The following is a 13,542-nucleotide window of genomic DNA, read 5'->3' on the forward strand; positions in this document are numbered from 1 at the left end:
GTTCCCCAGCGGCCGAAAAGATCGGGACGCCGCCCTCTGATCAAGGTGTGAAGTTGTGGGTCCAGCCGTTCTGACGCCTTGTGTCGACCTGGGTGAACAGACGCCTTTGATACTGGGAGCCGCAGTTGTTGGTGCGGATCGTGAAGGCCTGCGGACTGACGCAGACCGGGACAGTGCCGGTCCACTCCCGCCCCGTCGATTTGTCCTGGGCGTAGACCAGATAGCGGTCGTACTGGAGAGGTCCCGCCCAGAGGAGCGTGCAGGCATTCGGCGGCAGCTTGTACCAACCTTCTGAAATGATCATCCGGCCGGTGGCGTCACTGGCGCCCGTATCCAGAGCCTTGGCCACTTCTATTTCTCTAAGCGAAAGATTGCAGACCCGAAAGCCTGTCTCCGGACGCTGCTGCGCAGCCGCGCCGGCCGCCCCACAGACGGCAAGGAGGAGAGTGATCGAAAGGAATTTCATCCAGAATACCGTATTCACGGCAGAGTGTGCGACGTCCTCCGACGCTATGCAACGGGATCTCGGCTCGCGCGCAGGCTTCGGATTAAAATGTAAGTAGTTGATTAAAAGGGGTTTTTCAGAAAATCGCTAGCCACGGAACCTTTCCAGTGTGGCTGGGGTGCCACAGTCCGGGCAACAATGAGTCGATGACGCCTTACTGAGTGGCGCGCGCAGGGGCAGGTCAGGTACATTCTCCTCGTTGTCGTGACGAATTTTTCGCCCCACCCTTTCGTGCTGGGGCTGTGCAAGTAAGGGAGATATCTCATGAAGAAGGCTCTTCTGGCGGCCGCCGCCATTGTCGCGCTGCCGGTGGCGGCGCAGGCGCAGGCCCCGCAGCCGGGTCTGTACATTGGTGCCGAAGGCGGCATCAACTGGCTGACGAACTTCACGGCCAACACGAACATTCCGGCGTTCCCGACGGTGAGCGTGACCCCGCAGCTGGGCTGGATGGCCGGTGGCGTGATCGGCTACGACTTCGTTGGTCCGCGCGTCGAGTTGGAAGGCATCTATCGCTGGAACCCGACGAACGTCGGCGTCCCGGGCACGGCCGTGAACAACCAGGTCGGCCAGCTGGGCATCATGGCGAACCTGCTGTACGACTTCATGCCGGGTTCGGTCATCACCCCGTACATCGGCGCTGGCGCCGGTCTGGGTCTGGTCGACGGCAACTCGTCGCTCTCGAGCACGGTGTTCGCCTATCAGGGCATCATCGGTCTCGGCTGGAACGCCGACACGAACTTCCGCGTGAACCTGGACGGCCGCTACTACGGCACGTCGAACCCGACCGTGAACGGCGTGGGTTGGACGAACAACAACTTCAGCATCATGCTGGGCCTGCAGCTCAAGTTCGGTTCGACGCCGGCCGCTCCGCCGCCGCCGCCGCCGGTCGTTGCTCCGCCGTCGTTCATGGTGTTCTTCGACTGGGATCGCTCGAACCTGTCCGCTCAGGCTCTGAACACGATCAAGCAGGCTGCCGGCGCCTACAAGGCGAAGGGTAACGCCCGCATCACGGCGACCGGCCACACCGACACGTCGGGCACCGAGGCCTACAACATGGCGCTGTCGCTGCGTCGTGCGAACGCCGTCAAGGACGCCCTGGTTCGCGAAGGCGTGCCGGCGACCGCGATCGCGGTGGTTGGCCGTGGCGAGCAGGGCCTGCTGGTCCAGACCGGCCCGAACGTCCGCGAGCCGCAGAACCGCCGCGTCGAAATCGTCATCCAGTAAGCTGGACGACCCGAAACAGGAAAAGGCGGCCCGATGGGCCGCCTTTTTCTTTGTCCTCTCGTTTGCTGCGTTGAAGACGGTTTCGGCGCTGGCGGCAGCGGGCCAGTCCCTATAGTGGCATCGGACTTGGATACCCGAACGATATTTGCCCTATAAGTGCAATAGAATATCAAGCAGATTCACCGAACATCCAACGGCCATGGCCTCGACGCTCGCAAGTCCCCTTCGGAATGCCCCCCGCCTCGACTACTCGTTGCTGCGGCGGGCTGCATTCGGCTTCGGACTCCTCTTTGTCGTAATTTCCCCAGGCTCTCCGGATCCGCTGGCATTGTGCGTCGGCGCCTTCACTCCCTGGTTCATCCTTCGGCTCGTGAGTACGCCCACGATGCCGCTGGCCATTGTCTACTACCTCCTCTCGCAATGGCTGCAGGTGTTCGCTCGCGCCTTCCTCGCTCTCGTCGATGGCGAGCCCATGGCACAAAGCATCTCCGGGCCTTGGGTCGTGAACGCCTACTGGTACATGCTGGCGTCTACGGTGGTGCTGGCGATTGCCTGCAGGCTGGTTTTGGGAAGGATCGCGCCGCCTGACCAGGAAAACTGGTCGAGGCATCTGGCCTGGCGGACGAGCGACGTTTTCCTCATCTACCTCGCGGCGAACGTCGTCTCCCAGATGGCCGGACTTTTTCTCGGTGGCGGGCTGTTCCAGCTCTTCGAGTCCGTCGCGCGCGTCAAGATCGTGGCGGCCTTCCTTGTATTCGTGTCGGTCATGCAGACGGGGCGGGGCTGGGGTTTCCTGTTCGCGGTCCTCGCGGTCGAAATCGGCGTCGGGATGACCGGCCTTCTTGGTGATTTCCGCGGCGTGTTCGTTTTTCTCGGCACCGCGGCGCTTGCCGCGCAGATCCGGTGGACGCCGCGAACCACCGCCTATTCGTTTCTGGCGGGATTTTCTCTCGTTGCACTGGCGTTGTTCTGGACCTCGGTCAAGACGGAGTACCGCGAGTTTGCCACCGGCGGCTCGGAATCGCAGTCCTTGCAGCTCTCGCTCTCCGATCGCGCAGAGTACATGCTCAAGCGTGTTTCCAGTGTTGGAGACGTCAACTGGGGGCTCGCCTCGAAGGCGCTTCTGGAGCGGCTGGCCTATGTCGACATCACCGGTCTGGTCATCAACGTCGATCTGGCGGGTTCCGAGCCGTCATCGATGCGGCAGTGGGGCGAAGCCCTCAATCACATCTTCCGACCGCGCTTCCTGTTTCCGGACAAACCTGCGCTATCCGATACCGAGGTCTTCATCCGGCTCACCAAAGCCGACTTCATGGAGAACATGCGGGGCGGCACGTCGATCAGCGTCGGCTACATGGCTGAGAACTATGTGGATCTCGGATTCCCCGGGATGCTTGCGGGTGTCTTTGCCGTCGGTCTGATTGTCTCCTTCGTCGTCAGGTTCTTCTTTTCGTTCAAAGTTCCGTGGATGGTGCGGCAAGGGGCGGCCCTCGCTTATATCTACGCGATCTGCGCCAGCGGACTCGAAGTATCGCTTCCCAAACTCCTCGGCAGTTCAGTTACCTTCGCCCTCGTCTACGGACTGATCCTGAAGTTCGCCTTTCCCGTCGGCCAGGTCTGGCTCGAAAGGCGCGCTCGCCGGACAGCTGCTGAGCCCAGGCCGGGACGAACCAGAGGCAATTTTCGTCCTGGCGGCGGACGAAGCTAGTCAGCGGCCTCCGCTTTCGCCCTAACGGTGACGGGCGACGATCCGAACGAGTGCCTGGGCCGTTCCCTCGAGGGTGCGCCCCGCCGCCGCTGGCAATCCGCCTTGCTCGAAGGCCGCGATGACCGACTCGTGGACGTAACTCTTGCGACAGACGGTCGGGGTATTGGCCAACTGGTCGGCCGCAGCGGCGATGGCGTCGCGCAACATGGCGCGCCGCGCGCGCTTGGTCGCGACGGCAGACGCGGCCGAAAGGGCCTTCATGACACCGGCCGACGCCACGAGCGTGCGGAAATCCTTGAGCGATATCCGTACGCCAGACACTTCCCGCAGGAACGCGTTGACGTCCCCGGCCCTTACAAAGTGCACGGCGCCATCCGCGCCGCGATACTGAAACAGCCGCCGCCCCGGCAGGGAGAAAAGGTTCCTCATGATGGCGGCAAGCGTGCGATCGCGGACCTCACGCGCCACCATCCGGGCGCCCTTGCCGCGAAAGTGCAGGCGGACCAGTTCTCCCTCGATTCGCACATTCGACTTGAGCAGGGTTGTGGCGCCCCGTGTTCCACGCTCGCGTGCGTAGGCGTCGCTGCCGGCACGAAGTGCGGTCTTCGACACGAGATAGACGACAGCGGCCGCGGCCTGCCGCGCGTCCGGATTGGCCGCGCGCAGACAGTGCCGGACCGCGCGGTTGATGACGGGCAAGGTCTTGGCGATGTTCTGGAGCTTGCGAGCCTTGAGAGCTTCGCGAACCTGAAGCCAATCGGGATGATATCGGTACTGCAGGCGCCCCGCGGTATCTTCTCCTACCGCTTGAAGATGCAGGGAAGGATCTGGCGCGTAGCGCACGTTGGCATACGCCGGTGGCATTGCGAGCGACTTCAGTCGTGCGACCGTCGAAGCGTCGCTGATCGTAACCCCATCGATGCCGACGAAGCGGAAGCCCTTGCCGCAGCGCTGTCGACGGAGAAGCAGCATCGCCGGGGTTCCGCGCGTCAGTCCGTACTGGCGCATCAGATGCGCCGTCGATGAATTCTGGGGCATGTCCGCCAAACGGATCAAACCCTGGATCGTTGCTTCGGCCAGGAGACCTCGTCTGCTGCACTCAACTGGACGCGGCGCGCTGAGAAGCTGACGAGAGGCACGGGTTCCGAACCGCGCACGTCACGTCCGTTCCACACGACTGAAGATGTTCAGCCGATCTCGCCGATAATGCGGTGTGTCTTCTCTCGCAACGCGCCGACGCATTCGCAGGCACCGCGCTCCAGTCCCACCCGATCGACAATGGTGATCTTGCCGCGCTGATACCGGATCAAGCCCGCCTGCTGAAGCCCGTAGGCAATGAGGCTGACGGTCGGCCGGCGCACCGCGAGCATCTGTGCGAGGAAATCGTGGGTGAGACGAATCACGTCGTCGTCGATACGGTCACGCACCTGCACGATCCAGCGGCACAGCCGCCGGTCTGCCGTATGCAGGGCGTTGCATGCTGCCGTCTGCTGCATCTGGGCCAGCGTCAATTCGCTGCTCAACAACGCCATCTTGCGCAGGACGGGGCTCTGGCCGATGGCTGTCCGGAAGTCCGCCACGGACATGCGCCAAGCCGTGGCGTCGATCTGCACGATCGCCCGCGTACCCGCCGTATGATTGCCCAGAGCAGAAAGGGACCCCAGGATTGCCTCTCGGCCGAGCGTCGCAGTTTCGATTTCGGCACCATCCTGCATCATCGCCACCAGCGAGATCATGCCGCTTTCGATGAAGTAGACGTGCTCGATCCGCTGCTCGGGTTCCTGAAGGATCGTCCCCTGAGGCATGCGATTGAACGCGAGATAGGGCCGCAGCCGGTTTTGCTCGGCGGCGGGCAGGGCGGACAGAAACAGATTCCTCGGCTCGAACACAGACGCCACTTCAGTTTCCTCGTTCGCCGGGACACTGCGGTGACTCTCACGAGCAGCCTGTTGGTCGGGCTTTGGAAGGTCCCGACTGTAGTCACGCGACTGTGTGTCGGTCGGTTCCGTAACGAACGAAGAAGCGGAAGCAGGACGTGTGGACATGAATTACCTGTCTAGAAAGGCAAGGCCCGGCCATGGGGCATTCGCCGGCCAAGCCGATCACGTTTGACCGCCGATTCGCTGTCGCCACCGCGCACCTTCGGCTCGTCGTCGGTTACCGCAGCTTCCGCGTGCCGCCTGCCCAAGGGGGTCAGGCGTGGCCCGGTCGGCCCATCGTGCAGAAGGCCTAAGAGTTCGAGACGCAATCGGTGGGCGGAGGGAAGCGACACGGCTTGGCCGACGGACAGCGCCCTGAGAAGACGCTGCTCCTCTGCGCTGATCCGCACTTGGGCGGTCGGCATGACTCACGGCTCCTTGGATCCGGGGTGGTGGGGGCGCCGGCCCCTCAGGCACCGGCTGGACATGCAACGGGTCCCCCTGGTGGGGGTTCCGGCGCCGGATCTATTTGCTCGAACCTAGCGAGATCAGGGCAGCTGGAGCTCGGCGGCCTTTATCTGGAGAGCGAGGTACTTCGAGTAAATGCGGCATTGGGCGAACGACCCGCCCTGGAACCACAGGCCCGGTTGAGCCGTGGGCATCCACATGTTCTGCAGTTCCTGGGTACGTTCGTCGAAACCCCAGATGGGGCCGACCTTGCGCGCGATTTCAGGCCCGAAGAGCTGTTCCACCAGATGGTCCTGGCCCTTGTAGCCGGTGGCCAGGACGACCAGGTCGGCGGCACGATCACTGCCGTCCTTCATCGTGAGGCCGGTCGGCGTGAAGGACGCGATGTCGTCGTACTGGATCAGTCCGATCTCGCCCTTCGCCACCAGATCGGAAGCGCCCACGTTGAAATAATACCCCCCGCCGCGGCTCCGATACTTGAGCGGCCAGCCCGTGCCGTCCTCCCCGAACTCGAGCCGGAAGCCCACGCGCTCCAGGGCGTCGAGCAGAGGCGCATCGTGGGCCCGCGCCTGGTCGGTGAGGATACGGTGCGCCTTCTTCATCACCCGCAGCGGTACCGAGGCATTGATGAGGTCGCGGTCCTCCAGCGTCGGGCCCTTGCCGTAATAAATCCCGTCATAGAGCTGGGCGCCCGGCTCGACGTTGACGATCAGGGTCGGGCTGCGCTGGACGAGGGTGACGTGCGCGCCGTTGCCGTGCAGATCCTGCGCGATGTCGTGGGCGCTGGTGCCAGTCCCGAAGACATAGACGGGACGGCCCTTCCAGTCCGCGCCGCTGGCGAACTTGCTGGAATGGACCACGGTGCCCGCGAAGCGGTCGAGGGTCGGCATCTCGGGAATGTTCGGCGTGCCGCTCACGCTGGTCGCCATCACGATATGACGCGGATGCAGTGTGCGGTGAACGCCGCCGGCCACGTCCATGTCGAGCTCGACCGTCCAGCGCCTTTCGCTCGCGTCCCATGTCGCACTCTTGAAGGTCGTGCCTGTCCAGAAGTCGATCTCCATCGCCTCGACGTAGGATTCGAGCCAATTCGCGATCTTGTCCTTGGGAATGTATTTGGGCCACGTCTTGGGGAAGGGCAGATAGGGAAAGTGGTTGGAGTGTTTCTGATTGTGCAGCTTCAGCCCGTGGTAGCGCTTGCGCCAGTTGTCCCCGATCCTTGCCATACGGTCGACGACCAGCGCCTCGACGCCCAACGCCTTGAGCCGCGCCGCTGCGGTGATGCCGGCGTGGCCGCCCCCAACGATCAGCACAGCAGGGTCGCGATCAGCGTAGCGTGAGGACTCCAGCCGGCGGTCGAGCCAGTTCGGCTCGTGAAAGCTCCTGTTGAAGGCGGGCTCCTCCGCTCGGCTCAGGACCGTCTCTTCGTCGTGGCCGTGCAGTGCTTCGAGCGATGTCAGCAGCGTCCAGGCTGTGGCCTCGCCGCCGCGGCAGTCGCTGCGCTTCAGCCGGACGATCGCGGCGCCGACGCCGATCGTGGTCGTGAATGTCAGGATTGCCTCGACGCAGATCTCGCCGGCGCGCTCGACGTCACGCGGCGGGCAACGATCGGCATCGATGGCAAAGTCCCGCGCACCGGTGGCAGAGGCAGCTTCGACAAGTCGTGAGGCGATCGCGGAGCGATCGCTCACGGTTTCGATCGAGCCCGTCAGCGCGACAATGTCGCGCCAGTCGGCGTCCGACCGGAATAGCGCAGCGAGACGCTCCGGGCTGCGACCGTCGAGCGCCGAATTCAAGCTGGCGAGCCAGCCGCCGACAATGAGTTCCGCATCACGGTTCAATTCGATATTCATCCGGCAACCTTGTCGAATGAAGGTCGACTGCACAACGGGCAAGCCCGTTTCCAAGGAGACGGGGCTTCTTTGCCCAGGCCGATCGATCGTATGAAACTCTTTCGAGCTCGGGGAGAGCGGGGGAAGAAATGAGGCTATCGGCGGTCGTACGGGGCGTCTGCATCGCGATGGTGGGATGGGCAGTCGCGGCGGGGGGCGTACGGTCCGCGTCGGCGCAGCAGTGGACGGAGTTGAGGGAGGCCGGGTTCAGGATCGAGATGCCTGGTACACCCGAGCGCTCGGTTCAGGAGTTGACGGTCAACGGTACCGGCGAGGTCGTCGATCAGATCGAACTGACCGTCACGGTCGGCGGCACCGAATACTTCTGTTCGCGCACGGTTTACCGAAGGATGCCTGCGGACCTCACACCGGCGCAGATGCTGGTGAACAGCCGCGACGGCCGGCCTGGGCACCTGCTCACGGACCGGTCGCTCAGCGTTTCGGGCGCTCCGGCGCGCGACTATGTCCATGAGGAGGATGGCTGGATCCTCGCGACGCGCGCGATCTATGCCAGCGATACGCTCTACCAACTGATCGTCGTCGGAAGGGCGGGTGTCCAGGCGGCTCCTGCAACCCGGCGCTTTTTCGATTCCTTCAGTCTCGCGCCGCGCCCGCCGGCTTGAGTGGCCGCTTCCCCGCTCTTCACCAGATCGCCTCGACGACGTGCAGATCGACGTACGACCTTGCAGGCGAGTCTGTCAGGCGCTGACCCGGTCGGCGCGGTAGAGACGGATGGTCAGAAGCAAGGCGCGCCCCAGCATGGCCGCTCCGCAGAGCAGGGCGACGAGCGCCGCTCCGAGGCGCAAGAGCTCCAGGTCCGGACGAGCAAAGAATGCAACAAGGCATTCGATGGCCACTGCAGTTCCCACCAGGATTGCGACGCCCAAAAGAAGAAGCTTTGATCTGTGCGAGAGATTGACCTGCGGCCGGTACTTGTCGTGCCGGATGCCGATCATCATGCCGCGCACCGCGCCCCCAATGAAGCCGCCGGCGAGGGCCGCGCCCAACAGCCAGGGCGGTTCGCGTTGTGCGAGTTGGAGAAGGGAAAGGACGCCGCCAACGAACAGCGCGAGCAAGCCAGGAGCAAACAGGCGCCAAGTCGAAATGTAGCGGCGACGCACTTCGCGAAGGGAGAGGTAGATGCAGCCGCTCGCTGCTGCGACCAGCAGCAGGTGGACCGAGGTCAGATGGTAGATCACGCGCTACGCTAACACTTCAATAGTGACAGTCGAGGGCCGCTCTGGGACTTTCGATCCGACTGGCCTGAGATGTCAGTTTGGTGAACGAAAGGGGCATTATCGGGGCGAGCCCTTCTTCCATGGGCTGCGACGCCGGCTCAAGCACGGGGGAGATTCACAAAAATCTTGAGTGGTATGGGCGGCGATTTTGCGACCGCGCCCGGATCGACATGTCCAACGTGCGAAGCACGTCGTGATTCCGGTAAGCGGAGTCGAGTTCCGCAAAGCCGCTGGATTGTGCGTGTTGCCTGATATGGGAAGTCGTGGTTTGTTCCGCGCGAGTTCGGGGAGTGAAAACGAACCATAGGGAGCTTCATCATGAATCGACGTCAATTCATCGCCGCCGGCTCAGCCGCCGGCGCTTTCGGAATGGCCGGCTGGTCGCTGCCGGCCGCCGCACAGGCCCAATTCTCAATCGCCACGGGTACAACGGGAGCCGTTTACTACCCGCTGGGCGGCGCGATGGCCAACATCCTGAGCAAGAAGGTGCCCAACTGGGCCGTCACCGCCGAGGCCACGGCGGGTTCGGTTGCCAATATGCACATGATCCGGGACGGCAAGGCGCAGATGGCGCTGACCCAGTGCGATACGGCCTATGATGCGATCAAGGGCCTCGACAAGTTCGTCGGCAAGCCGGTCGATTCGCGCACGCTGGCGGTCATCTATCCCAACCTGGTGCATTTCGTGACCATGGAAGGCACCGGAATCAACAAGCTGTCCGACATCAAGGGCAAGCGAATCTCGACCAGCGCGCCGGTGAGCGGCTCCGAGGTCATGGCGCTGCGCATCATCGACGAACTCGGCCTGAAGCTCAGCGACATCAAGCGCGAGCGCCTGTCGCCGGCCGAGAGCACGAACGCCATGAAGGACGGCAAACTCGACGGCTATTTCTTCAACGGCGGCCCGCCAGTTGCGGCAATCACAGATCTGGCGGCGACCCAGGGCATCAAGATCAAGCTGATCTCGACGGCCGAGCTGGTGCCAGCGCTGATCAAGAAATACGGGCCGGTCTTCGCCGCCAGCCAGATTCCGGCCAAGGCCTACCCGAATCAGGATGCGGCGGTGCCGGTCATCGCCATCTGGAACATCCTCGTCGTGCCGGCGTCGATGAGCGACGATCAGGCCTACACCATCACGAAGACGCTGTGGGACAATCACGCCGACCTCGTGGCCACGCACAAGGCGTCGACCGACATGACGGCCGAGAACCAGAAGGCAGCGAACTCGTCGGTGCCCTTCCATCCCGGCGCGATGAAGTTCTTCGCCGAGAAGGGCATCAAGCTGTCGTAACGACAACAGGTAATGGCGGGGCCTTCCACCAGGAGGGCCCCGTTTTCCATTTGGGGATGGGAAGAACAATGACGGTCCAAGCCGAACTGCTGAGCGACGAGGAAAAGCGCAAGATCGAGGAGCTCGTCGAGCAGGAAGAGGGCGGCATCCACAGGTTCGTGGGCTGGTGGGGCAAGTTCCTCACCTTCATCGCCTTCACCATGACGATCTTCCATCTCTATGCCGCCGCGTCGACGGTCGATACGCAGTCGCTGCGCGAGATCCATGTCGCTTACGCGCTGTCCCTCGTCTTCCTGCTTTTCCCCGCGGTGAAGAGCTGGCGTAACAGGGTGGCCCCGTGGGACATCGCGGCCGCCGGGCTGGTGATCGTCGTCATCTGGTACATGATGACGGGCGGTAGCTGGACCAGCCTCGCAGACTCCGACGACTTCCTCGATCGGTATGTCTCGCCCACCCAGACCGATCTGGTGATCGGCGGCATCCTGATCCTGCTGGTGTTGGAATCGACGCGTCGGGCGACGGGCTGGATCATGCCGATCCTGTCGGTGATTTTCCTGGCCTACGCGATGTGGGGCAACTACCTGCCGTCGCCCTGGAAGCACAAGGGCTACCCGCTGTCCGACCTGATCGCCGAAGAATACATGACCCTGAACGGCATCTTCGGTTCGGCCATCGACGTCTCGGCAACTTTGATCATCCTGTTCACGATCTTCGGCGCCATCCTGCAGGCTTCCGGTGCCGGACGCTTCTTCATCGATTTCTCGTTGCGCGCCATGAAAGGCCAGCCCAATGCGGCCGGCCGTGCGGTCGTGCTGTCATCGTTCCTGCTGGGCGGACCTTCGGGTTCGGGCGTCGCCACCACCGTGACCATCGGCACCGTTGCCTGGCCGATCATGAAGGAGGCGGGCTACGGCAAGTCGGCCGCTGGCGGCCTGCTGGCGGCGGGCGGCCTCGGCGCCATCCTGTCGCCGCCGGTGCTCGGCGCCGCGGCCTTCCTGATCGCCGAATATCTGAAGATGTCCTACCTGGATATCGTGCGGATGGCGCTCATTCCGACCTGCCTCTACTACTTCGGCCTGCTGATGATGACCGAGATCGATTCGCGCAAGTATGGGCTGCGCGCCGTCGATCCGTCGGTCGATCTCACGATGAAGCAGCTGATGACGCGGTACGGCTTCCACTTCACGTCGCTGATCTCGGTCGTCGTGCTGATGGTGTGGGGCTTCTCCGCCACCTATGCCGTGTTCTGGTCGATCCTTCTGGCCATCCTGGTGAGCTACTTGCGCGCCGACACGGCCCTCTGGCCGGACAGACTCTTCCGGGCTCTGGCGGACGGCTCGATCCAGGCGTTGGGCGTCGCCGCCACCTGCGCCTGCGCCGGCCTCATCGTCGGCGTCATCACCAAGACCGGCCTGGCGCTCAAGTTCTCGTCCATCGTCATCGACCTGGCCGGCGGCTCGGTCTTCTGGACGGCGATGTACACGGCCCTGATCGTCTGGGTGGTCGGCCTCGCCGTGCCCGTGACGGCGTCCTACATCATGTGCGCGGTCATCGCGGCGCCGGCTCTGATCAAGCTCGGCATCCCGGACTACGCCGCCCACATGTTCATCTTCTACTACGCCGTGCTTTCGGAGGTTTCGCCGCCGACGGCGCTCGCACCCTTCGCCGCCGCCACGATCACGCGCGCCGATCCGTACGTGACCACGCTGCAGAGCTGGAAGTATGCGCTGCCAGCCTTCCTCGTGCCGTTCATCTTCGTGCTCGACCCGATCGGGATCGGCCTCCTCCTCGAGACGCCCAAGGACATGAGCTGGCTCTGGATTCCGTGGGTGACGCTTGGCGCCGCCGGCGGCATCGTGGCGTTGGCGGTGGCCGCGCAAGGCCACCTGTGGCGGCCCCTCGGCATCGGCACGCGCGTGGTTTGCGGACTTGCCGGGGTCGCGCTGACCTTTCCGGGCATCATCGACGACTGGGTCGGCGGCACGGTGGCCGCACGCGTTATCGGACTGGTCGTCCTGGCGGCGGTTCTTCTCTACGAGTACAGGAGCCCGCGGCGTCAGGCTGCCTGACGCCGCGACGCCTACTGGAAGACCACGCGGGCTTCCCGGCCCAGCATCTGGGGAATGCTCTGCGGATCGTCGGGCCGGATTTCGACCTCGATCAGTCGCGCGTTGGATTCGCCGAGATCGGCCTCCGATCTCTTGGTGCGCTTCACCGTGAGGGGCATCCGGGTGATCGTGCCCACGTGGGCGGTCCGGCTGCCCTGAAACGTGAACTCGACCTTGCCGCCCGGCTTGAGGTTGCGCAGATGAATCTCGTCGACATCGGCGAAGATCCGGATCTGGCTGAGGTCTACGACCTTGGCGATGCCCCGGTTCGAGATGCGCTCGCCCTGACGCGTGTAGATGTCGATGACCACGCCGTCGAGCGGTGAGCGTACCATCGCCAGTTCACGCTCGATCTTTGCCCCGTCGAGTCTGGCTTCGTAGATCGCGATGTCGGCTTCGGTCTGCGCGAGGTCGGCCCTGAGGACCTCCTTCTGGAACTTGAGCTTGGCTTCCTCCCGCTCGAGCATCTGCTGCGAAAGGGTCGACTGGAGTTGCTTCTGGTCGGGAGGCACGCTGGAGCGAGACAGTTCGAGGTCCTTCAGGCGGCTCTCGTCCGACGCCGACTTCACCGATACCTCCTGAAGCGCGATCTCGGCCGTCCTGTACCCCGAGATCATCGTCTCGCGTTGCCGGCGCGCTTTGGCGATCTCGGATTCGATCCGGCGCACTTCGACGTCAGCCGCGGCATAGTTGTTCAAAACGGCGATGACTTCGCCTCGTTTGACCGCCTGACCGTTCTTGATGCGCAATTCGGTCAGGACGGAGCCGCCCACCGGATCGCCCGCGATGATGGCCGTCCCCATGGGCGCGTCGGTATAGCCCCGCGAAATCAGCGGGCCGTTCACTTCCGACTTGTTCTGTGCGCTGCCGACCTGGAGGTCGGGCAGGCCGAAGACCCCGGCTGCGGCGATCATCACGATCGCCGCCGCGCCGAACAGGACACCGACCCATGCAAATTTACCGCTTTGCGCCATCGCGGACCGCTTTCACCATCCACGGGAGATGGGCCTCTATCTCCCTGTACGTCAAGGAGGAAGCGCTGGTGCTGCCGCACAGGATTGAACTGTGGACCTCCCCCTTACCAAGGGGGTGCTCTACCACTGAGCTACGGCAGCGCGCGGCGCGGGTATGCCACACGGTTCGAAGCGGTTCAACCGCTGCCGCCGGCCGAAACGGGCTCAGTTCCGCGA

11 protein-coding genes and 1 tRNA gene are annotated in these 13,542 nt (G+C 63.7%); 5 read left to right on the plus strand and 7 right to left on the minus strand.

What is annotated here, in order from left to right; all coding sequences use genetic code 11:
* Positions 1–40: 40 nt before the first annotated feature.
* Positions 41–466, minus strand: a complete 426-nt coding sequence (locus tag ACP15H_RS01905) for a DUF1036 domain-containing protein (protein WP_425064535.1) — start codon at positions 464–466, stop codon at positions 41–43.
* Between the two features lie 303 nt (positions 467–769).
* Here ACP15H_RS01905 and ACP15H_RS01910 point away from each other — a divergent pair, with 303 nt between their 5' ends.
* Complete coding sequence (locus tag ACP15H_RS01910) at positions 770–1,729, plus strand: OmpA family protein (RefSeq protein ID WP_425064536.1); 960 nt, start codon at positions 770–772, stop codon at positions 1,727–1,729.
* A gap of 199 nt (positions 1,730–1,928) precedes the next feature.
* Positions 1,929–3,437: a hypothetical protein gene (locus ACP15H_RS01915; protein WP_425064537.1), complete on the plus strand. Its 1,509-nt coding sequence runs from the start codon at positions 1,929–1,931 to the stop codon at positions 3,435–3,437.
* A 21-nt stretch (positions 3,438–3,458) separates the two neighbouring features.
* Here ACP15H_RS01915 and ACP15H_RS01920 read toward each other — a convergent pair whose 3' ends face one another.
* The 3 genes from ACP15H_RS01920 to ACP15H_RS01930 all read right to left on the minus strand — a co-directional run bounded on the left by ACP15H_RS01920 (position 3,459) and on the right by ACP15H_RS01930 (position 7,677).
* Positions 3,459–4,445: a DNA topoisomerase IB gene (locus ACP15H_RS01920; protein ID WP_425064538.1), complete on the minus strand. Its 987-nt coding sequence runs from the start codon at positions 4,443–4,445 to the stop codon at positions 3,459–3,461.
* Positions 4,446–4,624: 179 nt separating this feature from the next.
* Positions 4,625–5,335 (minus strand): Crp/Fnr family transcriptional regulator, encoded by a 711-nt coding sequence (locus tag ACP15H_RS01925; RefSeq protein WP_425064539.1) that lies wholly within the window; start codon positions 5,333–5,335, stop codon positions 4,625–4,627.
* A 569-nt stretch (positions 5,336–5,904) separates the two neighbouring features.
* On the minus strand, positions 5,905–7,677 hold the full coding sequence (locus tag ACP15H_RS01930) for a flavin-containing monooxygenase (protein ID WP_425064540.1): 1,773 nt from the start codon (positions 7,675–7,677) through the stop codon (positions 5,905–5,907).
* A gap of 128 nt (positions 7,678–7,805) precedes the next feature.
* Between ACP15H_RS01930 and ACP15H_RS01935 the strand changes: the two genes are divergently transcribed.
* On the plus strand, positions 7,806–8,339 hold the full coding sequence (locus ACP15H_RS01935) for a hypothetical protein (protein WP_425064541.1): 534 nt from the start codon (positions 7,806–7,808) through the stop codon (positions 8,337–8,339).
* Positions 8,340–8,414: 75 nt separating this feature from the next.
* Here ACP15H_RS01935 and ACP15H_RS01940 read toward each other — a convergent pair whose 3' ends face one another.
* Entirely contained in the window at positions 8,415–8,915 is a 501-nt protein-coding gene (locus tag ACP15H_RS01940; protein ID WP_425064542.1) for a hypothetical protein, read from the minus strand.
* 357 nt (positions 8,916–9,272) lie between these two features.
* Here ACP15H_RS01940 and ACP15H_RS01945 point away from each other — a divergent pair, with 357 nt between their 5' ends.
* Together ACP15H_RS01945 and ACP15H_RS01950 are read left to right on the plus strand one after the other, a co-directional pair.
* Complete coding sequence (locus tag ACP15H_RS01945) at positions 9,273–10,244, plus strand: TAXI family TRAP transporter solute-binding subunit (RefSeq protein ID WP_425064543.1); 972 nt, start codon at positions 9,273–9,275, stop codon at positions 10,242–10,244.
* 68 nt (positions 10,245–10,312) lie between these two features.
* Entirely contained in the window at positions 10,313–12,313 is a 2,001-nt protein-coding gene (locus tag ACP15H_RS01950) for a TRAP transporter permease (protein ID WP_425064544.1), read from the plus strand.
* Between the two features lie 11 nt (positions 12,314–12,324).
* Here the strand turns inward: ACP15H_RS01950 and ACP15H_RS01955 are convergent, their stop codons facing one another.
* Together ACP15H_RS01955 and ACP15H_RS01960 are read right to left on the minus strand one after the other, a co-directional pair.
* Complete coding sequence (locus ACP15H_RS01955) at positions 12,325–13,326, minus strand: HlyD family secretion protein (protein ID WP_425064545.1); 1,002 nt, start codon at positions 13,324–13,326, stop codon at positions 12,325–12,327.
* Between the two features lie 66 nt (positions 13,327–13,392).
* Positions 13,393–13,467, minus strand: a tRNA-Thr gene (locus ACP15H_RS01960).
* Positions 13,468–13,542: the final 75 nt, after the last annotated feature.

The sequence above is a fragment of the Reyranella sp. genome (assembly GCF_965249915.1).
Classification (GTDB): Bacteria; Pseudomonadota; Alphaproteobacteria; order Reyranellales; family Reyranellaceae; genus Reyranella.